This window comes from Photobacterium aquimaris (assembly GCF_002954455.1).
Taxonomy (GTDB): domain Bacteria; phylum Pseudomonadota; class Gammaproteobacteria; order Enterobacterales; family Vibrionaceae; genus Photobacterium; species Photobacterium aquimaris.
This window is the reverse complement of sequence record NZ_MSCC01000001.1, coordinates 623,529-649,145: the sequence shown is the minus strand read 5'-3', so window position 1 is coordinate 649,145 and position 25,617 is coordinate 623,529. Positions and strand designations below refer to the sequence as shown.

At 40.6% G+C, this 25,617-nt stretch carries 22 protein-coding genes; 10 read left to right on the top strand and 12 right to left on the bottom strand.

Translation table 11 applies throughout. The features are described 5' to 3' along the window. Positions 1-6: 6 nt before the first annotated feature. The 3 genes from sdhA to sdhC are packed head-to-tail and all read right to left on the bottom strand — an operon-like array spanning position 7 to position 2,515. Positions 7-1,773, bottom strand: coding sequence for a succinate dehydrogenase flavoprotein subunit (gene sdhA / locus BTN98_RS02800; RefSeq protein WP_060996981.1), 1,767 nt, complete (start codon positions 1,771-1,773; stop codon positions 7-9). Then, a complete protein-coding gene (gene sdhD, locus BTN98_RS02795; RefSeq protein ID WP_060996982.1) occupies positions 1,773-2,120 on the bottom strand; it encodes a succinate dehydrogenase, hydrophobic membrane anchor protein in 348 nt (115 codons plus the stop codon). Before sdhD ends, sdhA begins: the two co-directional genes overlap by 1 nt. Next, complete coding sequence (gene sdhC / locus BTN98_RS02790) at positions 2,114-2,515, bottom strand: succinate dehydrogenase cytochrome b556 subunit (protein WP_060997142.1); 402 nt, start codon at positions 2,513-2,515, stop codon at positions 2,114-2,116. Before sdhC ends, sdhD begins: the two co-directional genes overlap by 7 nt. 391 nt (positions 2,516-2,906) lie before the next feature. Here sdhC and BTN98_RS02785 point away from each other — a divergent pair, with 391 nt between their 5' ends. Next, on the top strand, positions 2,907-4,196 hold the full coding sequence (locus BTN98_RS02785) for a citrate synthase (protein ID WP_060996983.1): 1,290 nt from the start codon (positions 2,907-2,909) through the stop codon (positions 4,194-4,196). 147 nt (positions 4,197-4,343) lie between these two features. Here the strand turns inward: BTN98_RS02785 and BTN98_RS02780 are convergent, their stop codons facing one another. After that, positions 4,344-5,102 (bottom strand): Nif3-like dinuclear metal center hexameric protein, encoded by a 759-nt coding sequence (locus BTN98_RS02780; protein ID WP_060996984.1) that lies wholly within the window; start codon positions 5,100-5,102, stop codon positions 4,344-4,346. Positions 5,103-5,291: 189 nt separating this feature from the next. Continuing rightward, the gene (locus tag BTN98_RS02775; protein ID WP_060996985.1) at positions 5,292-5,495 is read right to left on the bottom strand and encodes a DUF2517 family protein; all 204 of its coding nucleotides are present in this window, start codon (positions 5,493-5,495) and stop codon (positions 5,292-5,294) included. A gap of 126 nt (positions 5,496-5,621) precedes the next feature. Between BTN98_RS02775 and BTN98_RS02770 the strand changes: the two genes are divergently transcribed. After that, positions 5,622-6,404 carry a DUF1853 family protein gene (locus tag BTN98_RS02770; RefSeq protein WP_060996986.1) on the top strand — a complete coding sequence of 261 codons (783 nt, stop codon included), beginning with the start codon at positions 5,622-5,624 and terminating at the stop codon, positions 6,402-6,404. A 77-nt stretch (positions 6,405-6,481) separates the two neighbouring features. On the opposite strand, the gene pgm is transcribed toward BTN98_RS02770, so the two are convergent. Further along, positions 6,482-8,128, bottom strand: a complete 1,647-nt coding sequence (pgm, locus tag BTN98_RS02765) for a phosphoglucomutase (alpha-D-glucose-1,6-bisphosphate-dependent) (protein ID WP_060996987.1) — start codon at positions 8,126-8,128, stop codon at positions 6,482-6,484. Positions 8,129-8,158: 30 nt separating this feature from the next. Beyond that, entirely contained in the window at positions 8,159-8,704 is a 546-nt protein-coding gene (seqA, locus tag BTN98_RS02760) for a replication initiation negative regulator SeqA (protein WP_060997143.1), read from the bottom strand. A gap of 104 nt (positions 8,705-8,808) precedes the next feature. Between seqA and BTN98_RS02755 the strand changes: the two genes are divergently transcribed. Both BTN98_RS02755 and fldA read left to right on the top strand, forming a co-directional pair. Continuing rightward, on the top strand, positions 8,809-9,573 hold the full coding sequence (locus BTN98_RS02755) for an alpha/beta fold hydrolase (protein WP_060996988.1): 765 nt from the start codon (positions 8,809-8,811) through the stop codon (positions 9,571-9,573). 327 nt (positions 9,574-9,900) lie between these two features. Further along, positions 9,901-10,428: a flavodoxin FldA gene (gene fldA / locus BTN98_RS02750; RefSeq protein WP_060996989.1), complete on the top strand. Its 528-nt coding sequence runs from the start codon at positions 9,901-9,903 to the stop codon at positions 10,426-10,428. Positions 10,429-10,501: 73 nt separating this feature from the next. On the opposite strand, the gene BTN98_RS02745 is transcribed toward fldA, so the two are convergent. Beyond that, positions 10,502-11,005 carry a DUF4442 domain-containing protein gene (locus BTN98_RS02745; protein WP_060996990.1) on the bottom strand — a complete coding sequence of 168 codons (504 nt, stop codon included), beginning with the start codon at positions 11,003-11,005 and terminating at the stop codon, positions 10,502-10,504. Between the two features lie 195 nt (positions 11,006-11,200). On the opposite strand from BTN98_RS02745, the gene fur reads away from it, so the two are divergent. Beyond that, positions 11,201-11,647 carry a ferric iron uptake transcriptional regulator gene (gene fur, locus BTN98_RS02740; protein ID WP_060996991.1) on the top strand — a complete coding sequence of 149 codons (447 nt, stop codon included), beginning with the start codon at positions 11,201-11,203 and terminating at the stop codon, positions 11,645-11,647. A gap of 171 nt (positions 11,648-11,818) precedes the next feature. Next, the gene (locus BTN98_RS02735; protein ID WP_060996992.1) at positions 11,819-12,859 is read left to right on the top strand and encodes a linear amide C-N hydrolase; all 1,041 of its coding nucleotides are present in this window, start codon (positions 11,819-11,821) and stop codon (positions 12,857-12,859) included. 77 nt (positions 12,860-12,936) lie between these two features. On the opposite strand, the gene glnS is transcribed toward BTN98_RS02735, so the two are convergent. The 3 genes from glnS to nagE form a co-directional block, all read right to left on the bottom strand. After that, positions 12,937-14,601 carry a glutamine--tRNA ligase gene (gene glnS / locus BTN98_RS02730; protein ID WP_060996993.1) on the bottom strand — a complete coding sequence of 555 codons (1,665 nt, stop codon included), beginning with the start codon at positions 14,599-14,601 and terminating at the stop codon, positions 12,937-12,939. A 233-nt stretch (positions 14,602-14,834) separates the two neighbouring features. Further along, the gene (locus BTN98_RS02725; RefSeq protein WP_060996994.1) at positions 14,835-17,498 is read right to left on the bottom strand and encodes a beta-N-acetylhexosaminidase; all 2,664 of its coding nucleotides are present in this window, start codon (positions 17,496-17,498) and stop codon (positions 14,835-14,837) included. A 175-nt stretch (positions 17,499-17,673) separates the two neighbouring features. Further along, entirely contained in the window at positions 17,674-19,146 is a 1,473-nt protein-coding gene (gene nagE / locus BTN98_RS02720) for an N-acetylglucosamine-specific PTS transporter subunit IIBC (RefSeq protein ID WP_060996995.1), read from the bottom strand. A gap of 256 nt (positions 19,147-19,402) precedes the next feature. On the opposite strand from nagE, the gene nagB reads away from it, so the two are divergent. Continuing rightward, on the top strand, positions 19,403-20,203 hold the full coding sequence (nagB, locus tag BTN98_RS02715) for a glucosamine-6-phosphate deaminase (protein ID WP_060996996.1): 801 nt from the start codon (positions 19,403-19,405) through the stop codon (positions 20,201-20,203). Positions 20,204-20,239: 36 nt separating this feature from the next. On the opposite strand, the gene BTN98_RS20745 is transcribed toward nagB, so the two are convergent. Next, positions 20,240-20,374, bottom strand: coding sequence for a hypothetical protein (locus BTN98_RS20745; protein ID WP_268875307.1), 135 nt, complete (start codon positions 20,372-20,374; stop codon positions 20,240-20,242). A gap of 291 nt (positions 20,375-20,665) precedes the next feature. Between BTN98_RS20745 and nagC the strand changes: the two genes are divergently transcribed. The 3 genes from nagC (at position 20,666) to asnB (ending at position 25,600) form a co-directional block, all read left to right on the top strand. Continuing rightward, entirely contained in the window at positions 20,666-21,880 is a 1,215-nt protein-coding gene (gene nagC, locus BTN98_RS02710; protein WP_060996997.1) for a DNA-binding transcriptional regulator NagC, read from the top strand. Positions 21,881-22,011: 131 nt separating this feature from the next. After that, positions 22,012-23,607 carry a cation:proton antiporter family protein gene (locus BTN98_RS02705; RefSeq protein WP_060996998.1) on the top strand — a complete coding sequence of 532 codons (1,596 nt, stop codon included), beginning with the start codon at positions 22,012-22,014 and terminating at the stop codon, positions 23,605-23,607. A 322-nt stretch (positions 23,608-23,929) separates the two neighbouring features. Continuing rightward, positions 23,930-25,600: an asparagine synthase B gene (gene asnB, locus BTN98_RS02700; protein WP_060996999.1), complete on the top strand. Its 1,671-nt coding sequence runs from the start codon at positions 23,930-23,932 to the stop codon at positions 25,598-25,600. Positions 25,601-25,617: the final 17 nt, after the last annotated feature.

Below are 25,617 nucleotides of genomic sequence, written 5' to 3'. Positions count from 1 at the left end.
CATTAGTTAATAAACACGCGCTTTAGGCGGAAATGCTTCACGATGAATCGGCGTCATATTGACAGCTCGTTTTGTCATCGTTTCCGTTTCAGGGTTATAAATCGAATGACATAACCAATTCGCATCATCGCGTTCAGGGAAATCAAACCGAGCATGCGCGCCACGGCTCTCTGTACGGTAATTTGCAGCAATAGCCGTTGCCATTGCCGTTTCCATCAAGTTATCTAATTCTAAACACTCAATTCGCTGAGTATTAAACTCTGTTGAGGTGTCATCTAATCGTGCATGCTGTAAACGTTCACGAATAGCTTTAAGCTCTTCTAGCCCAGCAGCCATTGCCTCCCCCTCTCTAAATACCGAGAAGTTATTTTGCATGCAGGCTTGCAGATCTTTACGAATTTGAACCGGGTCTTCACCTTCTTGAGTGTTATTCCAACGATTAAGACGCGCAAGAGAAGCTTCAATATCAGCTTCAGTTGCTGGCATTGCTTCTGCTTGAGCAGCTAAGGTTTCACCAAGGTGTAAGCCTGTTGCACGACCAAAAACCACTAAATCAAGTAACGAGTTACCTCCTAAGCGGTTAGCACCATGTACAGATACCGAGGCGATTTCACCGCAAGCAAATAGGCCTTGAACTTCTTCATCTATGCCTGCTGCATTTTGTTTTAATGCTTGGCCTGACACTTGAGTCGGTACGCCCCCCATCATGTAGTGACACGTAGGAATAACCGGAATCGGCTCTTTAACAGGATCGATATGAGCAAACGTGCGCGAAAGCTCACAAATGCCCGGTAGGCGCGATTCAAGTACGTCTTTACCTAAATGATCAAGTTTTAACTTCAAGTGTGGCCCCCATGGACCATCACAACCGCGTCCTTCACGGATCTCAACCATCATCGATCGCGCCACCACATCACGACCAGCTAAATCTTTAGCATTTGGTGCATAACGCTCCATAAAGCGCTCACCATCTTTATTAAGTAAATATCCGCCCTCACCACGACAACCTTCAGTAACTAATACACCAGCACCCGCAATACCTGTAGGGTGGAATTGCCACATTTCCATATCTTGCATTGGCACACCGGCACGCAGTGCCATACCGACACCATCGCCAGTATTGATATGAGCATTAGTCGTTGATGCATAAATACGCCCTGCACCTCCCGTTGCTAAAATAGTGGCTTTAGCTTTGAAATAGCACACTTCACCTGTTTCCATGCACAAAGCAGTACAACCTAAAATAACGCCGTCTTGGTTTTTGACTAAATCAAGTGCATACCACTCAGAAAAAATTGTGGTTTGATGTTTAATATTCTGCTGATAAAGGGTATGTAATAGTGCATGACCGGTTCGGTCTGCTGCCGCTGCAGTACGCGCGGCTTGCTCACCACCAAACTCTTTTGACTGGCCACCAAATGGACGTTGGTAAATACTACCGTCATCAAATCGAGAAAAAGGCAATCCCATTTTTTCAAGTTCAATCACAGACTTGGGGCCATTTTCACACATGTACTCAATCGCATTCTGATCACCAATATAATCAGAACCTTTGACGGTGTCATACATATGCCACTGCCAGTTATCTGGGTGTGAATTACCCAGCGCAACAGTAATACCGCCCTGCGCAGATACAGTATGAGAACGGGTTGGGAACACTTTTGATAACAAGGCACATTTAAGACCTTGCTCTGAAATTTGTAATGCGGCGCGCATACCTGCACCACCTGCACCGATCACTACGGCATCAAATTCACGAACTGCAATGCTCACTACACACCCCACACAATCAAGAAACCTGAAAATAGGTAGATAAATAAAATCGCAACAATAACAAACTGAATGCACGCTCTTAACGCGGCGTGTTTTATATAATCAGTAATTACTTGCCATAAGCCAATCCACGCATGAATTAAAATCGATCCTAATGCTAGTAGCGTAAAAACTTTGGTCGTTAGTTGACCAAAAAAATCTTGCCACGATGCAAAGGTTATTTCTGGGCCAAAAGAAAAGAACCCCACTAGATAAATGGTGTACAACGTTAGAATAATGGCTGTGGCACGAATTAAAATAAAATCATGTACACCATTACGTCCAACAGAAGAAACATTGGCTACCATACTAATACTCCTGAAAATACCGATAATATTGCCACAATGACAAAACTTACCTTGGTACTAGCAAGGCCCGTTTCCATTTCTTCAAAATAGCCAAGATCCATCAATAAATGACGAATCCCAAAAACGATATGATAGAGCAGAGCGGTTAGAATCCCCCACAGTACAAATTTCACCAACCAACTATTGGTAATACTAGCTGCGGTAGTGAAACCGTCGGGGGAAGACAATGATAAGTTCAATAGCCACAATAAAATGGCAATAGAAACGAACGTAATCACGCCTGAGATTCGATGGAGGATTGACGCTATCGCTGTTAAAGGAAAGCGTATTGTTTGTAGGTCGAGGTTGACAGGTCTAGGCTTCTTTACTTTCACATTTTGCTCACTCAGCTTCATTAGAAGCATTTTATTTTTTATTAAACTCTTTGATTATTTCTATAGTGAGCCATCAATAAACCGTTTTAAAAATGCTACGCTATAATTAAAAGCAAAGTGTTGAGCAATATAATCGCTTTGTCTTTCAACCGCATTTCCTTCGCAGCTTGTTAACAACATGTCACCCATATAATAACCAAATGTCAATACAACTATACCTAGCGTAACATTTAAAAACAAACTTACTTACATAATAACAAACGCAAACCTCACAAAAACAACACAAAAATATAAAAGTTATTAACAAGCGCACATTGGTGAACACAAAAATTGACAATTGGCTCACCTAGCGGTACAACAAATATACATCCGCTTCGGATTCAGGATTATACAAATAACAAAGGAGATTGTTATGGCAGATAAGAAAGCTACTCTTCATATAGAAGGGAAAGCACCTATCGAACTGCCGATTATCGAGGGCTCAGAGGGCCAAGATGTAATCGATGTGCGAAAACTAGGCGCAAACGGTTTTTTTACATTTGATCCAGGTTTTCTAGCAACTGCCTCATGTGAATCTCAAATCACGTATATTGATGGCGATAAAGGAATTCTGTTACATCGTGGTTTTCCTATCGATCAATTAGCCAACAATGCTGATTACTTAGAAGTTTGTTACGTTCTCCTTTATGGTGAAGTACCAACACGTGCTGAATACGAAAAATTTCGTACCACAGTTACCCGTCATACTATGGTTCATGAGCAAATTGCCAGTTTCTTCCATGGCTTTCGCCGTGATGCTCACCCTATGGCAATTATGTGTGGCGTGGTCGGTGCATTATCAGCGTTCTATCATGATTCATTAGATATTAATAATGATCTTCACCGTGAAATAACGGCTTTTAGACTACTATCAAAAATGCCAACCTTGGCAGCAATGTGTCATAAATACACCACCGGCCAGCCATTTATTTATCCGCGAAATGACCTTGATTATGCTGAGAATTTCTTGCATATGATGTTTGCTACACCGTGTGAAGAATATGAAGTTAGCCCGGTCGTATCACGTGCAATGGATAAAATTTTCACTCTTCATGCTGATCATGAACAGAATGCATCAACCTCAACGGTGCGTTTAGCGGGCTCTTCTGGCGCCAACCCATTTGCTTGTATTGCAGCTGGTATTGCTTCACTTTGGGGACCTGCACACGGTGGTGCTAATGAAGCCTGTCTCAAAATGCTTGAAGAAATTGGTAGCGTAGAAAATATTCCAGAGTTTATTGAACGAGCCAAAGATAAAGATGATCCATTCCGCCTAATGGGCTTTGGTCATCGGGTATATAAAAACTACGATCCACGTGCAACTGTTATGCGTGAAGCATGCCACGAAGTGCTTGAAGAGCTTAAAATTGATGATCCATTGCTTGATGTTGCTATGGAACTTGAACGTATTGCGCTGTCAGATGAATACTTTGTCAGTAAGAAACTTTACCCAAATGTTGATTTCTATTCAGGTATTATTCTTAAAGCCATTGGTATTCCGGTATCAATGTTTACGGTGATTTTTGCAATGTCACGTGTAATTGGCTGGATTGCGCATTGGAATGAAATGCACAGTGATCCAACTAACCGAATTGGTCGTCCACGTCAGCTGTATACCGGTTATTCACAACGTGAGTTTAAGCCACTTCACGAACGTGAGTAACTGAGGTTCGAAGGTTCGAAGGTTCGAAGGTTCGAAGGTTCGAAGGTTCGAAGGTTCGAAGGTTCGAAGGTTCGAAGGTTCGAAAAATATAAAGGTTGAGACTAGATCTCAACCTTTTTAATACAATCAATAAGTTAAAATCATTCGTTATACGGGATTATTAATATCTATAAATTCAACCGCAAAACCATGTTCTTTCGCTAACCACTCACCGAGTGCTTTCACACCGTAGCGCTCTGTTGCATGATGCCCTGCTGCAAAATAATGAATACCTAATTCACGCGCAATATGGGTTGTACGCTCTGATACTTCACCTGAAATAAATGCATCGCAGCCTTGCTGTACTGCAAGTTCAATATAATCTTGACCACCACCAGTACACCAACCCACTTTTTTGATTAACGCTGGTGCATTATCGCCAATATGTAATGGTTCACGTTGTAATGCCATTGCAATCCGTGCTGCAAATTCTTCGCCTGTTAATGGAGTATCAAGATCACCATAAATCGCAATTGAGCGCGGATTACCAACTTCTAACCCACCGATAACACTCAAACCTAAACGCTGCGCTAATTGAACGTTATTACCTATCTGTGAGTGAACATCTAGCGGCAAATGGTAAGCATAGAGATTAATACCATTTTCAATTAACGCCTTAATGCGACGATATTTCATACCTCGAATTTCAGCAGGCTCACCTTTCCAGAAAAAGCCATGGTGAACTAAAATTGCATCAGCACCTTCAGCAACAGCACGATCAATCAGAGCTTGGCAAGCAGTCACACCCGTAATAACCTTCGTTATCTCAGTCTTACCCTCTACTTGTAATCCATTAGGACAATAATCTTTAATCAGCTGTGGTGATAAAAAGTCATTCAACAAAGCTTCTAATGCCAGGTTATTCATTGTGCATCCTTTTAAATAACGTCATGTTATTGATTCAACAACACCCTATATATTCAAAAAATATCAGCCTTTAATGACAATCTCAATCAACAAAACCAATCAAATGCTAACTCATGCATGATATGGAATACAAAAAAAGCCGCCATCGGCAGCTTTTTCAACAAGATATTGTCATACTGAGTCAAACCACTAACGGCGCTGAGTACCACAATCAAGTCGTGATAACCACAATGGTTTAGTGCTAGTCTGTGACCAACAACGATACATATAACTGGTTAACCGTGTACGTTTATTCACTGGCATACAAAGCAGGACCGGCAAACACACTAATCCTAATAAAACCGTATAAACACGACGAGAAATAATATTCGCCACTGAAAACTGCGTGTACATTGCTAACTCCTGACCCGATAAACCTAGTGATACTTTAATCCAATAAATGAAAGAATACTACAAAAATTAGGTCAATCATTAGTCAAAAACAGCAAGGAAAACGTTTACCTTGAGAGGTGTGTCAATATGTTACAAAAACATGGTATTAATCATCAAACCAATGCCGATTTTAATGCGCTACTAATAATGCCCAATATTGTTACAAGCTGTCATTATAGTATCAGTGACCACTGGTTGCAGAATTTTGCCAAACGAGCCGTTATTCCAACCGATGTCAGTTATCACGGTAACACTCGGTTAGGTTTTTATTATCAGTGGTTATGGCAACAATTAATTATTCATCACCCCGATTACAGTCTTATTGGTGAAGAAATCCAATTACAATCACAGCAGACTGTCGGTGCACTTGATTTTTTAGTGCATAACCATTGCAGCGATGAAATCGAACATTGGGAAGTGGCGATTAAATTTTATCTCAGCTTTGAGCATCAATGGCCAGGCCCCAATGCTAAGGATAATTTAGATAAAAAAGTGAATCGAATGGTTGATCATCAGCTTCAACTTACCGACCATCCTGCCTTTCAGAGTCTCAATTATCCATACCCAACCCAACGCCGATTAATTATGCAAGGGCGGTTATTTACGGCTTGGCCCGATTCACACTCAGGCTCAGATATGCCCATAAATCCGACCAGCCTTAAAGGCCGTTGGTGCTATTGCTCACAAGCAACTGCATTAGATTTAAAAATACTTAAAAAACGCCAATGGATAGCACCGCCGCTATTTTCTCAATTAACCACTCAGCTTAATGTGACAACAATAGATGTTCCCACCCAAGCCGTAGACGCAAATAATAAATTATGGTTTATTGTGCCAAATCATTGGCCACAGCATAATCGTCAGCTATAAAAAAACGCCCGAGTTCACTTTAATAACCAAGTGAACTATGGGCGTTTTTTCGTCTTTGGTATTGCTATAATGCTAAATTATAAACCAGCATCACTGAATACTTTGCTAACGATATCTTGTGCTTCTTGCTCGATAAGGGCTAAATGCTCTTTACCTTTAAAGCTTTCACAATAAATTTTGTAGATATCTTCAGTACCTGATGGACGTGCCGCAAACCAACCGTTTTCAGTGGTTACTTTCAAGCCACCAATCGCTGCACCATTACCTGGCGCATGCGTTAGTCGAGCAAGAATAGGCTCACCAGCAAGTGTTGTTGCTGCAACCATTTCAGGTGACAACTTACTCAATACAGCTTTTTGTTCTTTATTAGCAACAGCTTGTAGACGCGCATATTCTGAACTACCAAATTTAGCAGCAAGCTCATCATAATATTGTTGTGGATTCTTACCTGTTACCGCAGTGATTTCTGCTGCTAATAAACATAAAAGAATACCATCTTTATCTGTTGACCAAGGCGTGCCATCTTGACGTAAGAAAGAAGCACCTGCGCTTTCTTCACCGCCAAAACCTAAACTGCCATCGTATAGGCCATCAACAAACCATTTAAAGCCAACAGGCACTTCAACAAGTTCACGGCCTAATGCTGCCACAACACGGTCAATAATAGCACTTGATACCAATGTTTTACCAACAGCAACCTGATCACTCCAGCCACTACGATGGCGGAATAAGTAATCAATACATACTGCAAGATAATGGTTTGGATTCATCAAACCTGCCGGCGTAACAATACCGTGGCGGTCATAATCAGGGTCATTACCAAAAGCAAGATCGTAGTTATCTTTATAAGCCAGTAAACCTGCCATCGCGTAAGGTGATGAACAGTCCATACGCACAACACCGTCTTTATCTAATGACATGAAACGGAATGATGGATCGATAGACTCATTAACTAGAGTTAAGTCTAGTGCGTAGTGCTGTGCAATTTGACGCCAGTACTCAATACCTGAGCCACCAAGAGGATCAACACCTAACTTTAAGTTTGCTTTTTGAATTGCTTCAATATCAATAACATTAGCTAAGTCAGCAACATAGGGGGCAACAAGATCTTGCTCTACAACAAGATCTGACGCAAAAGCATCTGTAATTGAAACACGCTTTACGTCAACCATGCCGTTAGCAATAATGTCGTTTGCACGTTGTTCAATCGCAGTGGTTAATTCACTTTCAGCTGGGCCACCGTGAACTGGATTATATTTAATGCCGCCATCTTGTGGTGGATTATGCGATGGAGTAATGACAATACCATCAGCTTTGTCAGCATATGCTTTATTATGACAAAGAATCGCATGTGAAATGCCAGGTGTTGGTGTGTAACCTAACCCTTCTTGAACCACGACTTTAACATTGTTCGCCACTAACACTTCTAATGTTGAAGTGAATGCTGGTTCAGATAAAGCATGGGTATCCTTACCTAAAAATAGCGGGCCAGTTAAACCATTAGCTAGACGAACTTCAGCAATCGCTTGAGCAATAGCCCAAATGTGGTGCTGATTAAAGGTACCTTTGTCTGCTGTACCGCGATGTCCAGATGTACCAAATGCTACTTTTTGTAGCGGATCGGTAATATTTGGCTCAATCAGAAAATAATTAGCAACAAGTGCTGGAATATTATGCATATCTTCTTGCTGAGCGCGTTGACCCGCACGAGGATGGATTGCCATTGTCTTATCCTTGTAAAAACTCAATAGTGATTATATTTCACCACAAACCTTATCAATAATATCAGAACTGAAGCCCATCTTCGTCATTAATTGGTCAATCATTTGACGCTTTCGGTCAGTATTAGTATTAGTGATTACCCAAAATGGCGTTGTTGGGATTGATTTAGGCTTGGTTGTTTTACCACTTGCAAGCAACGTTTCTTCATCATGAGCAAAATAAACGCGTGTACGCCCTTTAATGGCTGCCGCTTCAGCAAAGCCGTCAGCATCAATGCGATAAAGAGAAGATAAGATCAGCATAAAACGGCCAATTGCTTTTTCTTGCGCTGCAAATTCATCAGAAATTAGCACAGTACGCATTTCTTTAACGCGATCCATGGTTGGTTCATTACCAGCGTCTCGACTCACAACGATGCCTTTAGGACGAACAGGCATCACAACAGCAACCTCTGGCTGCAATTGTTCTTCTGGCACCATAAGCAAGCGACGTAAAATATCAGAAGCGCTTTCACCAATGTGTTGAGTTTGGCTAGCAATAAAACGATATAGCTCTTCGTCTACCTCAATAGTCTTCATGGTATTATTCATTATCATTCCGTTTAAAATTCTGGGTACGATTATAGCCTGATCCGAGGTTATACTCTATGGTAAATACCACACCTAACTAGAGAAAATAGCCAGTGAATCTTCATTTTCGTGCTGAAGGCAAGGGTAAAACGATCGTTTTGATCCATGGTCTGTTTGGCAGCGCAGATAATCTTGGTCTTTTAGCCCGAGAATTAAAACACTATTACCAAGTGATCAGTGTCGATCTTCGCAACCATGGATTATCTCCTCACAGTGATCAATTTAGCTATGCTGATCTTGCACAAGATATTATTGAGACTCTCGATCATTTAGCCATTGATCAATTTGATGTTATTGGTCATTCAATGGGAGGAAAAGTCGCAATGACATTAGCATCAATAGTGCCTACACGAATTAACCACCTTATTGTTATTGACATCGCCCCCGTTACTTACACGGAACATCGCCATCAAAATGTCTTTAATGGTTTACGTGAAGTCAATCTTCACTCGATAACTAAACGTTCACAAGCTGAAGACTATTTAGCACGTTATGTTGATGATGCTGGTGTGCGTCAGTTTTTATTAAAATCATTAGCGAAAACCGACACTGGTTATCAATGGCGATTTAATGTCGAGGGGTTAATAGCCAACTACGCCACCATTATGGGCTGGCAACCAGCATCACAACCATTCACCGGCAAAACATTATTTATTAAAGGCCAATTGTCTGATTACATTGAGCCTCAATACCGCAGTGAGATTATGGCGCAATTTCCACACGCTAAAGCACATGTGGTTGCTAATAGCGGCCATTGGCTTCATGCCGAGAAGTCAACCACGGTTAATCGAATTATTAGTCAATTTTTAGAGCAATAAACGCAAATAACAGCTCATTAAAATCAGCCGTTAACTATAGTAGAGTACAAGAGTAATTATTAAATCCCGTACTCTACTGTGATATAGTGCGTTAAGTTTGATAGCTTTCACTGATCTGTAATGCGATTTAAACAGCCTATAAGTAAGCTGACGCTATTAATGAGATGCTATCACGCCTTACTTAGTCAAGGGCAACAATAACCAGTGATAATATTTGGGCGAAAAAACACCAAATCGTCATCAAACATTAATTATCATTGCGTCATTTATACTGATTTCTGTAAACTGCCAACAGCAGTTAACAATTTAATATGGGTAATATCTACTATGGCGAGCGTTGGACTCTTCTTTGGTAGCGACACAGGTAACACTGAAGCTGTCGCTAAAATGATTCAGAAGCAACTAGGTAGCAAACTAGTTGAAGTAAAAGATATCGCAAAAAGCAGCAAAGAAGATATCGACAACTTTGATCTGATACTACTAGGTATTCCTACTTGGTACTACGGTGAACCACAGTGCGATTGGGATGATTTCTTCCCTGAGCTTGAGCAAGTTGATTTCTCAACCAAGCTTGTTGCTATTTTTGGTTGTGGTGACCAAGAAGATTATGCAGAGTACTTCTGTGATGCGATGGGTACAGTGCGTGACATCGTTGAAGGCAAAGGCGGCACAATTGTTGGTAATTTTTCAACAGCTGGCTATGAGTTTGAAGCATCAAAAGCATTAGTTGATGATGCAAACTTCGTTGGTTTATGTATCGATGAAGACCGTCAGCCAGAGCTAACAGCTGCTCGTGTTGAGCAATGGGTTAACCAAATCTTTGATGAAATGTGTCTTGCTGAACTTGCTGACTAAGCATCGTTCCAACACACCAATAAAAACGCGCTTTGATAGCGCGTTTTTTATTGCCTTACAATCGTTACTCAGCCTACTCCATTTCAATATCAGCAGATGGTTCACACATTTGTGAACGGTATTGCGGCTTTTTCCTAACGTATAATATTCGTGTAACTTGCGCCACAACCTCATTATTTGCTTTGGTCACACTGACACGAAACTCTGGTAAATATTTACGTCCTTCTGCTGTTGCCGCAATAATCTCGGTAATACAAGATTGTGAAATAACAAACTCAGCAAATAAATCCCCATCACCAGGGCGTATAAAATCGATATGTGCTTGCTTATCCCAGACGAAATAATGTTTACCCAAAATTCCCATCAACATCAGTGAATAAACAGGATCGGTTAACGAAAAAATACTGCCGCCATACTGGGTTCGATTGGCATTTTTATTCCACCAGCGCAATTTTAATTGTAAACGTACATAACGAAAATCATCACTAATAAACAATATTTTAATACCAGCGCCCCAAAATGGAGGCCATAAGTTTAACGCTAGCTTAACCAAACTCGGCTTATAGTAATCAAACAAGGCAATACTCCATACAAGCTGGTATGATGAGTTAATTTATCACATAATATTTACAATATTGCAAACTAAAGAAAAGTGACACTTCTGCTAGATAACTGACCTTTTAAGGTTTATTGTTATTGTTGCGTCACTTATAATGAATCTAAATGAGAAAGACTACTGCTACATTTTGCAGGTAGCCAACAGGAAAATCGGATGTCAGATAATAATCACGCGCTCAAGCAAGCAGGTCTTAAAGTAACACTTCCTCGTCTTAAGATTTTAGAAGTGCTTCAACAACCTGATTGCCAACATATCAGCGCTGAAGACCTGTATAAAAAACTCATCGATATCGGTGAAGAAATTGGCCTTGCGACGGTTTACCGTGTCCTTAACCAATTTGATGATGCAGGCATTGTGACGCGTCACCATTTTGAAGGTGGTAAATCAGTATTTGAATTAGCCACTCAACATCATCATGATCACCTCGTTTGTCTTGATTGTGGAAAAGTAATTGAATTTTCTGACGAAATGATTGAGCAACGCCAAAAAGACATCGCGGCACGCTTTAATGTTCGTCTAACAAACCATAGCTTATACCTCTATGGTCATTGTTTAGATGGCGACTGCAATGCCGATGAAACGTTGCACGATGAAAAATAACAATGATTAGTTATTTTCACGCTAAGAACCAGTGAGCAATATCACTGGTTTTTTTATATTAAGCAAAAATAGAGACCCAGCTCACCATTCAAATAACGTTACAATTGACCACGTGACAACCACTGATTAATTACATATATATCAATTATTTAATTATATTGAGAATTAATCATGAAACCGCATTCACTGACTATCGCTTTAATTTCAGCCTTATCGTTAGGCTCTATCTCTTCTGCTGCTAATGCTTGCACCCGTGTTTTATGGCAAACCCAAGATCAAGGTACCTTTGTCGCCCGTACCATGGATTGGTCGGAATCAACCCAACCAACATTGGTTAACTACCCTAAAAACAGTGAATACTCTACTCACCTCAGTAAACTCAACAATATTAATGCTAAGTATGCTGTTACTGGTATTACCGCCTACGGCATTCTGCTTGACGGCCTAAACTCACAAGGTTTAAGCGGTAACGTACTTTATGATGGTGGTATGGATTTAGGAATAGCCGATCCACAACAAAAAGTAGGCGCAATAACTTACTTACGCCATTTACTGTCACAGTATAAAAACGTCAATGAATTAGTTACAGCAATTAAAGATAGTGCTCCAATTGAAGAGTTAATCAATGGCATTCCAGTACGTATTGCACTGCATATCTCATTTCAAGATCCAAGTGGTGATAGTGCCATTGTTGAATGGCGTGATGGTAAACCACAAATTTGGCATGGTAAGCAATATACCGTACTGACTAACCAGCCAGGATATGATCAACATCTTGCAAATGTAAAACGTTCGCAGCGAGGTTGGGGCGAACAAGCTCAGCAATGGAGCCAAACGAACCTTGGTACTGGTGGTAATACCAATCCTGAAGATCGCTTTATTCACACCACTTATTTTTCAAAACACTTACAACAGCCAACCAGTGTCATTAACGGTATTCTAAAACTAGATTCGACCATGTTCCGTATTCCCCATGATGCCCCCAACCGCCCTATCAATGGCAAAATGGCTGGCTATGCAACGGAATACTCAGTTAATACTCATTTACAATCAGGTCAAACCTTTATTCGTTACCAATGGGGCGATACTTACACTCAATTTAACTATGACGTTAAAGCAATTCAACAATCACAAAAATTGATCGACTTTAATATTGTTAATAATGACTTAGCCGGTGATATTACCCAAAAAATCATCATTTCAGGAAAGTAAATCACAACTAAGCTGCATAAAAAAAGCACCTATTCCATCACTGAAATAGGCGCTTTTTAACAAAGATTAATAACTAATTAGTCACCAATCTTTGCCCAAGTATCACGCAAGCCTACTGTGCGGTTAAACACTAGGTGGTCTGCAGTTGAATCTTTATTGTCAGCACAGAAGTAACCCATACGCTCAAACTGGTAAGCTTTTTCTGCTTCTGCTGCTGCCAATGCCGGCTCAACAAAACCATTTAATACCGTTAGAGATTCAGGGTTAATCACTGATACGAAATCTTCTGCAGCACCAGGGTTTGGTACAGTAAATAGGCGATCGTATAAACGAATTTCTGCTGGAATACCCGCTTGTGCAGATACCCAGTGAATAACACCTTTTACTTTACGACCATCTGCTGGGTTTTTACCTAGCGTATCTTTATCGTAAGAACAGAAGATTGTTGTGATATTACCTTCCGCATCTTTTTCAATACGATCAGCTTGGATCACGTATGCACCACGTAAACGTACTTCTTTACCTAATACTAAACGCTTGTACTTCTTGTTCGCTTCTTCGCGGAAGTCTTCACGTTCAATGTAAAGTTCACGGCTAAATGGCACTTCACGCGTACCCATCTCTGGCTTGTTCGGGTGATTAGCGACAGTCAGTACTTCAGTTTCACTGTCAAAGTTTTCAATAACAACTTTAACAGGATCTAAAACTGCCATTGCACGTGGTGCATTTTCGTTTAGATCATCACGAATACAAGATTCTAGTGAGCTAATTTCAATGGTGTTGTCTTGCTTAGTTACACCAATACGCTTACAGAATTCACGCATAGAGCCAGGTGTAAAGCCACGACGACGTAAGCCAGAAATGGTTGGCATACGTGGGTCATCCCAACCATTTACTAACTTATCAGTCACTAATTGGTTTAGTTTACGCTTAGACATCACAGTATATTCAAGGTTTAGACGACTAAACTCATACTGGTGTGGAATGCAATCGATAGTGATATTTTCAAGAACCCAATCGTATAGACGACGGTTATCCATGAACTCAAGCGTACAGATAGAATGCGTAATACCTTCTAACGCATCAGAAATACAATGCGTAAAGTCGTACATTGGGTAAATGCACCACTTATCACCAGTTTGGTGGTGAGTCGCAAAACGTACGCGGTAAATAACCGGATCACGCATAACCATAAATGGTGATGCCATGTCGATTTTTGCACGTAGACACATCTTGCCTTCTTCAACTTCGCCATTCTTCATTTTTTCAAATAAGGCTAAGTTTTCTTCAACGCTACGATCACGGTAAGGGCTGTGCTTACCCGCTTGCGTTAACGTACCGCGGTATTCGCGCATTTGCTCAGGACTTAGCTCATCAACATACGCTAAGCCTTTATTAATTAATTCAATGGCAAACCCGTGAAGCTGATCAAAGTAGTTTGATGAGTAACAAATCTCACCACTCCACTCAAAGCCTAACCAGTTAACATCATTTTTAATCGACTCAACGTATTCAATGTCTTCTTTCTCAGGGTTAGTGTCATCGAAACGTAAGTTACATTGACCCTGATAGTCCTGAGCAATACCGAAGTTCAAACAAATAGATTTCGCATGGCCGATATGCAGATAACCATTTGGTTCTGGCGGGAATCGGGTATGTATGCTTGTATGTTTGCCACTGGCTAAATCCGCATCAATAATTTGGCGAATAAAGTTAGATGGACGAGCTTCAGATTCACTCATCTATTACACCTCGTGTACTTACAGGATTGAGAATTATGTACAGTCCATCAATATGAACTATGACTGCACACTATACCTTAATGCTGCTATGCAAAAAATCAAAAACACCGTTATCATAGACAATAGTTGTTGATTTCATAAATAACGCGCAATAAAAAGCCGACGATGGTTATCCCATCGTCGGCAATTAGCCAGATCAGACAGCGATCTGGTCTTATACTATCGTCACTAGATTATAGTGATGTAACACGACTGAAACGCTTACCGTCACCACTTACAGCACGGATTTCAACTTTACCCGTTACTGTTGGTTGTGCTTTTGCATCATAAGTGTTCCATGTTTTACCAGCATCTGTAGAGTACTGTAGTGTAAGACCTGGCATGCTTACGTTCATCGCAAGTTTACCGTTTTCAATCTTAGCACCAGGTACTGGTACACGGTACTGAATACCAGCAGCATCTAATTTAGCTAGCTCACGTTGACCTAATACGTTAGCAAAACGCTGCCATTCATCATGAAGTGCTTTTTTGTTTACTAGCTTAGAGTCTTGAGAATATTCAACACCTACTTGGTATTCATTTTCCCACTCACCTTTATGCCATGCACGCTCTGCTGCTGCTAGAACACGTGGGAATACCATGTATTCGTACTGCTCGTCATTACCAACAGTCTCACTCCAAAGTTGAGCTGATAGACCGTGGAAACCTTTTGACTTCACCGTACCTTTACTTGCAAAACCGTTACCATCACGATCAAGTGATGTTTCAGCATTTTGCGGTAAGTTCTCTGGTGCAAAACCAAACATCTTACGGGTATCTGTTGCACGTGTTGCCCAGTAGTAGCCACGCTCTGATGGGTCTACTTCGTATGGCATATCCATGTAAACATAATCAGGGTTAGAAACGACTACATCGTAGCCTTTATCAGCCCACTCGTATGCAGATGCACCGCCGCCCCAGTATAGAACGTCCCAGAAGTTTACACGTACATTATCAGTTTTAAACGCTGTTGAATCTTTAGAGTACTTCAAGCCATCTTGCCATGCTTGGAAGTTCTCAATACCTTTACCGTTAACCACTTCACTTACACGCTCTGCAAAGTAGCTTGGTAGACGGTCGTAATCACTAACCACACCTTCTGCGATCAATTTCTGACACATTGGTGATTTCTGGTATGGCTTATCTTGCTTAGATTGGTCAATAGAACCTGTCCAAGCAGTTTGATCAGCAGCATTAATATCTTGGAACCCAGCATTTAGCTTGATATTTTTCGCTTCATCACCACCGAAGTGCCATGTATTTAGCGGCATACCCGCTTCTTTGTGCATTGCTTGCATTTCAGTGATAACTTTATCAACGAACTTTGCAGAAGAATCCATACATGGGTTAATGAAGCTACGCTTATCGTAGAACTGTACCGTGGTTACGTTTGATGTATCTTGTGGATCCATCAAACGGTACTCATTCGCTTCATCCATTTTGCCTTCAGCAGCTAGACGCTTGTAACGCGCTTCCATTGCTACTACTGCTGCACGTGCGTGAGCTGGCATATCGATTTCAGGAATAACTTCAATACCACGTGCTTTAGCGTACTTAAGAATATCTAAGTAATCTTGCTTGCTGTAGTAACCAGAACCATCGTTATCAGATGTTGGACCAGAACCTAGTTGTGGTAGTAGACATGATGTCTCAGATAGATCGTGACAACGCTTGCCGCCAATATCTGTTAGCTCTGGTAAACCTGGGATCTCTACACGCCAACCTTCATCATCAGATAAGTGGAAGTGGAATTTGTTCATCTTGTACGCTGCCATTTGATCTAGCGTACGTAGAATAACTTCTTTTGAGTGGAAGTTACGACCTACATCAACCATTACACCACGGTAATCAAAACGTGGCGCATCCGTTACTTCTAGTGTCGGAATGCTGTTTTTAGCACCAGTGCTCATTAGCGAGATAAGTGACTGCATACCATAGAATGCACCTTGGTCATCAAAACCAATAACCGTTGCACCTGCTGGTGTTACATCTAACTTATAAGCGCCAGCAATTTGTTGATCTTTAGCAAACGAACCTGGTAGTAGGCTCACTTTTACTGGGTATTGACCTTTAGTATTAACACCTAATACATCAAGACGCTCATTCACTGCAGCCATCATATCAGCAGGTAGCGTAAAGTTGCTGATTTTAATACCGTTTGCTAGTGAAACAGTGTTACCTGTTAGCTTAGTGCTTAATGGCGTAGGAACAATCGTTGCTGCCACTTCTTCTGTTGCTAACACATTAATATCTTTGTTCTTTTCGAAACGCGTTTCTGCAGTTGCAAGCACGTTATTATCGGCTTTAACACGCTTGAATTGGTCACCTTTAAGTGGCACTAGGTAATCAGCAGGGTTTACTGAATCAGTGCTCTTAATAGTTTGTGGTGCAGCATCACCAGACGTTACATATGCACGTGGCATATAATCGTTTTCAAATAGCGTCCAGTATTCACCGATGTAAGGAATAACAACCTTCTCACCTTCTGCAAAACCATCAAACTTTTCAGTTGGCTCTAACGTATGAAGGTCACCTGTTACGTGTGTAACTTTAAATTGGTCGTTTTGTACTTCTAGAATTTGACGAATGCTGCTGAAGTAAATTTTCCAGTCAGTACCCGTCACTGCTGGACCATTATTTTCCAGCGTCAAATTAATTAGATCACAAGATGCCCACTCTGCGCCTAGCGTCTTACACTGTAGGCCTTCTTCTGCACCGTGCTGAGTAACAATTTCATAAGTAACATCAAGGTTATTAGCTAATTTTTTAACAACCTTCTCATCATCATTTCCTTGTGTTGCACAACCAGTTACTGCTAGTGCAATGAAAGATGCTAACGCCGTAAGTTTAATAGTCATGAAATATTCCTTTCTCCCGATATCCCTTTAAATGAAGGGAAAATCTATATAGAGCCCAAAAGTTGGGTACTCAAAATGCCGGTCTTGATATCTTACAACTAAAATATCAGGACCGGTCTAATTAAAAGTGTTGCGGTATTGAGTGTGTCGCTTAATTACTTAAGAATTTAAATAATTATGGAAGTTTTACTGCTGATAGGTCTTCTGATGCTGGGATTTTTTTCATTTCGCCAGCAACAATTTCAGCTAGAGGGCCAAGGATAACTTGTAGGTTATTTGTACCTAATTTAACCACACCCATTGCACCTAGCGCTTTTAATGTCTTTTCATTCGCTAGACTACTGTCTTTTAGAGTAAGACGTAGACGCGTAATACAAGCATCAATATTTTCTAGGTTACCGTGACCACCTAGCGCTTTTAAGTATTGCTTCGCTAGTTCACCAGTTTCAGCAGAACCTTTAGCTGATGATGTGTTATCTTCTTCGTCGTCTTCACGGCCAGGCGTTTTAAGATTGAACTTAACAATCGCAAAGCGGAAGATTCCGTAGTAGATACCAAAGAATACGATACCTTGAAGAATCAGCATGTACCAGTTCACTGCTAGTGGGTTACGTGCAGACAATACCATGTCAACAAGACCTGCAGAGAAGCCGAAGCCTGACATCCAGTGCATTGAAGCTGCAATGTATACTGAGATACCTGCTAATGCTGCGTGGATAACATATAGTGGCGGAGCTAGGAACATGAATGCGAATTCTAAAGGCTCAGTAACACCTGTGAAGAATGATGCAAAACCAGCAGCAATTAATAATGACGCTGTACGCTCTTTATTCTTAAGCTTAGCTGTGTGATACATCGCTAACGCTGCACCTGGTAGACCAAACATCATTACAGGGTAGAAACCAGCTTGGTACATACCTGTTACGCCTGGAACACCTTGACCGCTAAGGAAGTTAGGGATGTCGTTAATACCAGCAACGTCAAACCAGAATACTGAGTTCAATGCGTGGTGTAGACCAACAGGAATCAATAGACGGTTAAAGAATGCATAGATACCAGCACCTGCAGCGCCTAGACCTTGAATGCTTTCACCAAAGCTAACTAGACCGTTGTAAACAAGTGGCCATACGAACAGTAATACTGCCGCAATCACAATACCTGCAACAGAGGTTAGAATTGGAATCAAACGCTTACCACTGAAGAATGCTAATGTCTTATGCAATTCAACATTTGAGAAGCGGTTGTAGATTTCAGCAGATACGATACCAACCAAGATACCAACAAACTGGTTATTAATCTTCGCAAAAGCAGCTGGAACAGCACTTGCGTCGATACCTTGAATCATTGCTACTGTTGCTGGCGATAGCAATGTAGTTACTACGGTGTAACCTACAAAACCTGCCAGTGCAGCTGCACCGTCTTTATCTTTAGACATGCCGTATGCAACACCAATTGCAAACAATACTGACATGTTGTCGATAATTGAAGAGCCCGCTTTAATTAAGAATGCTGCAATTGCAGAGTTAGCACCCCAACCTGACGGATCAACCCAATAACCGATACCCATTAAAATCGCCGCTGCAGGAAGTACTGCAACTGGCACCATTAGTGCTTTACCTACTTTTTGAAAATATCCAAGAATATTCACCCTTAGTTCCCCCTATGGTTTTCTTAGATGCGATGGTGATAGCTTTTTTTTGCCATCTCTTTTTGTCCTTTGCAGTTTATGAATTTTATTTCGCTCCGCAAATTAAAACATCATCATTTGTGATCTTAATCACCGACCGAGGTTAGAACTGAGTGATTTTGCTAGCTCGATCATAAAACTTATTTTATCATTCGAAACAAAGGCGCTATGCCGCTCAGATTTTTCCTGTTTTAACTATCTTCAAAGAGGTGTCAACGTGAGACTAATCCCGCTTAATAACGCTCAAGATGTTGGTCTATGGTCTGCTCGCTACATTGCAGATCGCATCAATAAGTTCCAACCGACAGCAGAACGTCCATTTGTATTAGGTCTACCGACTGGTGGTACACCTCTCGCAACTTATAAGCGTCTTATCGAGCTATACCAAGCTGGTGAAGTAAGCTTCAAACATGTTGTTACTTTCAACATGGATGAATATGTTGGCATGGCAGCTGATCATCCAGAGTCATACCGTAACTTCATGTATAACAACTTCTTCAACCATGTTGATATGCAAGAAGAAAACATTAACCTGCTTGACGGTAATACAACTGATCACCAAGCAGAATGTCAACGTTATGAAGATAAAATCAAAACCTATGGCCGCATTAACTTGTTTATGGGCGGTGTGGGTAACGATGGTCATATCGCATTCAACGAACCAGCATCATCATTAGCTTCTCGTACACGTATCAAGACGCTAACCCATGAAACACGTATTGCAAATTCACGTTTCTTTGACGGCGACATCAACCTAGTACCTAAGTACTCATTAACAATTGGTGTTGGTACGTTATTAGATTCTGAAGAAGTAATGATTCTGATCACTGGTCACAACAAAGCACAGGCGCTACAAGCCGCTGTTGAAGGTTGTGTTAACCACCTATGGACAGTTTCTGCACTTCAGCTTCATCCAAAATCAATGATCATCTGTGATGAATCATCAACTCAAGAACTTAAAGTGAAAACAGTTAAGTACTTCCAAGAGTTAGAAGCAGAGAACATTGCACACATCTAAACAATGACAACGGTCATTGTGTAAACGGCATTAATATTAAATGTTAGCCGTCATCATAGATGAACAAACGCCGTCTTCTTGATGGCGTTTACTATCACAAACAGCATAATTATCACTATTGACAATACTGTCATGGCCTACGGTTCGATAATTAGCGATATTCACTCCCATCCACTTCCCATAACTAGCTTCCTGTCTTTTTACGTGACCAATGCCACAGCCCAAGCAAGCACTGACAACGATTACTTTATTTTTATTTATAAGAAAGTATATTACGATGATGTATCAACAATCACAGTACACCCATAAATTCGGCACGAGTAATCATCAAAATTAATAAAAAACAGTGCCGTACGATACATATTAAGTCGCGCTTTGATAAAGACGATAGATAATGGTGAAAATCATAAAAATCATCATCAAGCGATAATTATTAACGGTAAATACGAGCAGAACTAAACTATGACAGGCGGACAAATTGGTAACGTTGATCTGGTCAAGCAGCTAAATAGTGCTGCTGTATACCGACTCATCGACTTGCAAGGCCCTATTTCTCGCATACAGGTTGCTGATATTAGCCACCTAGCCCCTGCAAGCGTCACTAAAATTACCCGCCAATTATTGGAGCGCGGCCTGATAAAAGAGGTGGCGCAACAAGCTTCTACTGGTGGAAGAAGGGCAATATCTCTGACAACAGAGTCAGTCGATTTTCACTCTATCGCAGTACGCATTGGCCGAAATTACATTGAAATAACCCTTTATGACCTCAGCGGTAAACATATTACTGGTGCGGCTTACCCATTCTTATATTCAGATCAATATGTATTAGCTGAAGGCCTTATCAAATATATTCAAGAATTTATTGATAATAACCAGAATGTAATGAAAGAACTGGTGGCATTTGGCATTATCCTTCCAGGGCTTGTTAACCCCGAAAATGGCACCGTCACTTATATGCCCAATATTGACGTGCATGATTTTGAGCTAGCTCATATTATTCAAGACACCTTTGATATTATTACTTTTGTTGGTAATGACATTCGAGGCCTAGCATTAGCTGAACACTATTTTGGTGCTAGCCGCGATTGTAAAGATTCAATTTTAGTCAGTATGCATAATGGTACGGGTGCTGGCATTATTGTTAATGGTCAAGTATTTCTAGGCCAAAACCGTAATGTTGGCGAAATTGGACATATTCAAATAGATCCCCTAGGTGATAAATGTCAATGCGGTAATTTTGGTTGTTTAGAAACCGTCGCCTCAGATCCTGCGGTCATCAAACATGTACAACAATTGCTAGATCAAGATTACCCAAGCAGCTTACAAGCACTTGAAGAACTAACAATGCTCGCCATTTGTGATGCAGCTAATAACGGGGATGAGCTTGCAATTCAAGCACTACTTAACGTCGGCCATCACCTTGGTAAAGCGTTAGCGATGACAATTAATTTATTCAACCCTCAAAAAATCATTCTGGCGGGTAATATTACTCAAGCCCAAGCAATTGTATTACCGGCAATACAGCGTTGTGTTGAAAATCAATCTTTAGCAGCGTTTAATCAAGATTTACCGATTGTCGCGTCAGAGTTATTTAATCAGCCAACTATAGGTGCTTTTTCAATGATCAAACGCGCGATGTTAAACGGCGTATTATTACAACGTTTACTGGAAGATTAATCATCAATTAAGCCTAATTTAGGTAATAAAATCATCACATTCAAAGGGGGTTAATCACATTCGATTAATCCCCTTTGTGCTATCATCGGTATTATTTTTATACACTATCTTGCAAGGATGTAGTTTAAGGTATGGAGTTACTGTATATTAGCGCGGCATTTCTGGCTGGTTTCATCGCTCTCCGTTGTAAATTACCGCCGCTGGTTGGATTTTTAGTTGCCGGCTTTGGGTTAAATAGTTTTGGCTTCCATTCAACGCCAGCGCTAACCACGTTAGCCGATCTTGGCGTTACGTTATTATTGTTCACCATTGGTTTAAAACTTGATGTAAAAACGCTACTCAATAAAGAAGTATGGGGGGGCGCAACCCTACACAATTTATTATCGACTGCATTATTTACATTATTTTTAGTCATACTTAAACAATTAGGCTTAACGATGTTTGCCGAAATGGCATTCAATCAACTGGTACTGATTGGTTTTGCTCTATCATTTTCTAGTACTGTATTTGCGATCAAATTACTGCAAGAAAAAGGCGAATTAAATGCTAAATATGGCACCGTCGCGATAGGTATTCTGGTTATGCAAGATATTTTTGCGGTGCTCTTTCTCACGATATCAACAGGAAAGATTCCAGATATCACCGCTCTTGGTTTGTTTGCCCTGCCTTTATTACGCCCATTATTATATAAAATTCTTGATAAGGCCGGTCACGGTGAAATATTAGTACTTTATGGCGTTATATTAGCGCTGGTCGCAGGAGCTGGATTATTTGAAATAGTCGGCATGAAACCAGATTTAGGCGCTTTGCTATTAGGAATGTTAATGGCTGGCCACCCTAAAGCCTCTGAAATGGCTAAGTCACTTTTTAATTTCAAAGAGTTATTATTAGTCTGTTTCTTTCTAAATATTGGCCTTGCTGAGTCACCAACCCTTAATGGCTTTTTAATGGCACTGGTATTAATGCTATTACTGCCACTGAAAGGGATCCTTTATTACGCGGTTTTCCACTTATGCCGTTATCGGGTTCGCACCTCAATGCTAGCCACCTTAACCTTATTTAATTACAGCGAGTTTGGGTTAATTGTCGGTGGCGTTGCTTATAAAATGGGCTTATTACCCGGCACTTTTTTAGTGGCGATGGCAATGGCGGTCTCATTATCATTTTTATTAGCGGCACCACTGAATAGTATGAGTAATAAACTCTATACTGAAGCCGCTAAACGCTTAAAAGAATTCGATCCTGAACGGCTTAATAGCAATTATAAACTAATTGATTTTAATCATGCCAAAATAGTTATTTTAGGCATGGGTCGCATTGGCTCAGGCGCCTATGACGAACTAGAAAGCCGTTATGGCAAACAAGTACTTGGCATTGAAACCCGCACAGATTCGGTAGAACTACATTGTAAACAACAACGCAATGTAATTCATGGCGATGCAACCGATCCTGATTTTTGGGAACGGACGATTAATAATAATAACATTGAGCTTATTCTATTAGCGATGCCCAATGGAACTGCCAATATTTATGCCCTTGAGCAACTAAAAAGCCGCCATTTTCATGGAAAAATAGCTGCTATAGCTAAATATGACGATGAAGAAACTCAATTACATCAACAAGGTGTTGATGCTGCCTTTAATATTTATAACGAGGCAGGCAGCGGTTTTGCACGTGATGTCTGTGAGCATTTACACCTTCAAATAGCCACCATTAAAACCGATTAAATTACACTTCAAAAGTTAGATATTTCGCAGTGAAAAATAAACAGTAGCGCTCCTACTGTTTATTTTTAATTAAAAAACTGTTACAAAATAAATATTATTCATTTAAAAGCGATTTAAATGAATAACATTCACCATGCGGGCTTTATTTAAATTGAATTGAAATAAATGATTGCAATTGATTAGTGAATACGTAATTTTAACAAACAGAAGCGAAATAGAAGTGGCAGCAACATCAATTATCATAATGATAACTTCCCTGCTACATGATACATTTCCATTAATTATGGATAATTAAAAAGATAACATTTGGAGCGGTATTATTATGTGTTCAGTATTCGGTATTCTAGACATTAAGAGTGACTCATCAGCACTTCGTGCAACGGCGCTTGAATTATCAAAAAAAATGCGTCATCGCGGTCCAGATTGGTCTGGCATCTATGCTTCAGACAACGCAATCTTAGTCCATGAACGTTTAGCGATTGTTGATCTTAATAGTGGTGAACAACCACTATATAACGCAGATAAAAGTCATGTATTAGCCGTCAATGGTGAGATTTATAATCACAAGGAACTACGCGCTGAATTTGCACCTGACTACCCTTTCCAAACTGAATCTGATTGCGAAATTATTTTAGCGCTTTACAAAGAAAAGGGACCTGAGCTACTCGACTACCTTAACGGCATTTTTGGTTTTATTCTTTATGATGAGCAAGAAGACGCTTACCTTATTGGTCGCGACCACATTGGTATCATTCCGCTTTATCAAGGTTATGATGAGCACGGTAACTTTTATGTCGCTTCTGAAATGAAAGCACTGGTTCCTGTATGTAAAACAATCAGTGAATTTCCTCCAGGTACTTATCTTTGGAGTAAAAAAGGTGAGCCAGTTCGTTATTACAAACGTGATTGGATGGAATTTGATGCTGTTAGCCAAGCGAAAACCGACAAAGTTGCATTAACAGAAGCACTTGAAAGTGCCGTTAAACGTCAACTAATGACCGATGTACCTTATGGGGTATTACTTTCAGGCGGTCTTGATTCATCGGTTATCTCTGCTATCACCAAGAAGTTTGCCGCGAAACGTATTGAAGACGATGAGCAATCACAAGCATGGTGGCCAACATTACACTCATTTGCGATTGGTCTTGAAAATGCACCTGATTTAAAGGCTGCTAAAATTGTTGCAGATGCGATTGGCACCGTTCACCACGAATTAACTTATACCGTCCAAGAAGGGTTAGATGCTATTCGCGATGTGATTTACCACATTGAAACCTATGATGTAACCACCATTCGTGCTTCAACACCGATGTACTTAATGTCGCGTAAAATCCGCGCGATGGGAATTAAAATGGTGTTGTCAGGTGAAGGTGCTGATGAAATCTTTGGCGGTTACTTATACTTCCACAAAGCACCTAACGCTAAAGAATTCCATGAAGAAACAGTACGTAAACTATTAGCGCTTAACATGTTTGATTGTGCTCGCGCTAACAAATCGATGGCAGCATGGGGTATTGAAGCACGCGTACCGTTCTTGGATAAAGAATTTTTAGATGTCGCGATGCGCATTAATCCAGAAGATAAAATGTGCGGCAACGGTAAAATGGAAAAACACATTGTTCGTGAGTGTTTTGAGCATTACCTTCCAGAAGCGGTTGCATGGCGTCAAAAAGAACAATTCTCAGATGGCGTTGGCTATAGCTGGATCGATAGTTTAAAAGAAGTTGCTGCAGCAAAAGTGACCGATCAGCAGTTAGCAACCGCAGCATTCCGTTTCCCTTACAATACTCCAACAACTAAAGAGGGTTATGTCTACCGTGAAATTTTTGAAGAGCTATTCCCACTAGAAAGTGCAGCAAAATGTGTTCCTGGTGGACCATCGATTGCATGTTCTAGTGCTAAAGCGATTGAGTGGGATGAGAGTTTTAAAAATGCAGCCGACCCATCAGGTCGTGCAATTGCTGCGGTTCACAACCAAGCTTATACAAAATAGATAAACTGCAGTCATAA

Excerpts from the sequence above, each read along its gene's own strand:
- BTN98_RS02785 (WP_060996983.1), top strand. The coding sequence starts at position 2,907 with ATGGCAGATAAGAAAGCTACTCTTCATATAGAAGGGAAAGCACCTATC.
- BTN98_RS02725 (WP_060996994.1), bottom strand. The coding sequence starts at position 17,498 with ATGACTATTAAACTTACGGCGTTAGCATCTTTCATTGCACTAGCAGTA.
- sdhC (WP_060997142.1), bottom strand. The coding sequence starts at position 2,515 with ATGAAGCTGAGTGAGCAAAATGTGAAAGTAAAGAAGCCTAGACCTGTC.
- seqA (WP_060997143.1), bottom strand. The coding sequence starts at position 8,704 with ATGAAGACTATTGAGGTAGACGAAGAGCTATATCGTTTTATTGCTAGC.
- BTN98_RS02735 (WP_060996992.1), top strand. The coding sequence starts at position 11,819 with ATGAAACCGCATTCACTGACTATCGCTTTAATTTCAGCCTTATCGTTA.
- asnB (WP_060996999.1), top strand. The coding sequence starts at position 23,930 with ATGTGTTCAGTATTCGGTATTCTAGACATTAAGAGTGACTCATCAGCA.
- BTN98_RS02705 (WP_060996998.1), top strand. The coding sequence starts at position 22,012 with ATGGAGTTACTGTATATTAGCGCGGCATTTCTGGCTGGTTTCATCGCT.
- sdhD (WP_060996982.1), bottom strand. The coding sequence starts at position 2,120 with ATGGTAGCCAATGTTTCTTCTGTTGGACGTAATGGTGTACATGATTTT.
- fldA (WP_060996989.1), top strand. The coding sequence starts at position 9,901 with ATGGCGAGCGTTGGACTCTTCTTTGGTAGCGACACAGGTAACACTGAA.
- BTN98_RS02775 (WP_060996985.1), bottom strand. The coding sequence starts at position 5,495 with ATGTACACGCAGTTTTCAGTGGCGAATATTATTTCTCGTCGTGTTTAT.
- BTN98_RS20745 (WP_268875307.1), bottom strand. The coding sequence starts at position 20,374 with ATGGGAGTGAATATCGCTAATTATCGAACCGTAGGCCATGACAGTATT.
- BTN98_RS02780 (WP_060996984.1), bottom strand. The coding sequence starts at position 5,102 with ATGAATAACCTGGCATTAGAAGCTTTGTTGAATGACTTTTTATCACCA.
- pgm (WP_060996987.1), bottom strand. The coding sequence starts at position 8,128 with ATGGCAATCCATCCTCGTGCGGGTCAACGCGCTCAGCAAGAAGATATG.
- glnS (WP_060996993.1), bottom strand. The coding sequence starts at position 14,601 with ATGAGTGAATCTGAAGCTCGTCCATCTAACTTTATTCGCCAAATTATT.
- nagC (WP_060996997.1), top strand. The coding sequence starts at position 20,666 with ATGACAGGCGGACAAATTGGTAACGTTGATCTGGTCAAGCAGCTAAAT.
- fur (WP_060996991.1), top strand. The coding sequence starts at position 11,201 with ATGTCAGATAATAATCACGCGCTCAAGCAAGCAGGTCTTAAAGTAACA.
- BTN98_RS02770 (WP_060996986.1), top strand. The coding sequence starts at position 5,622 with ATGTTACAAAAACATGGTATTAATCATCAAACCAATGCCGATTTTAAT.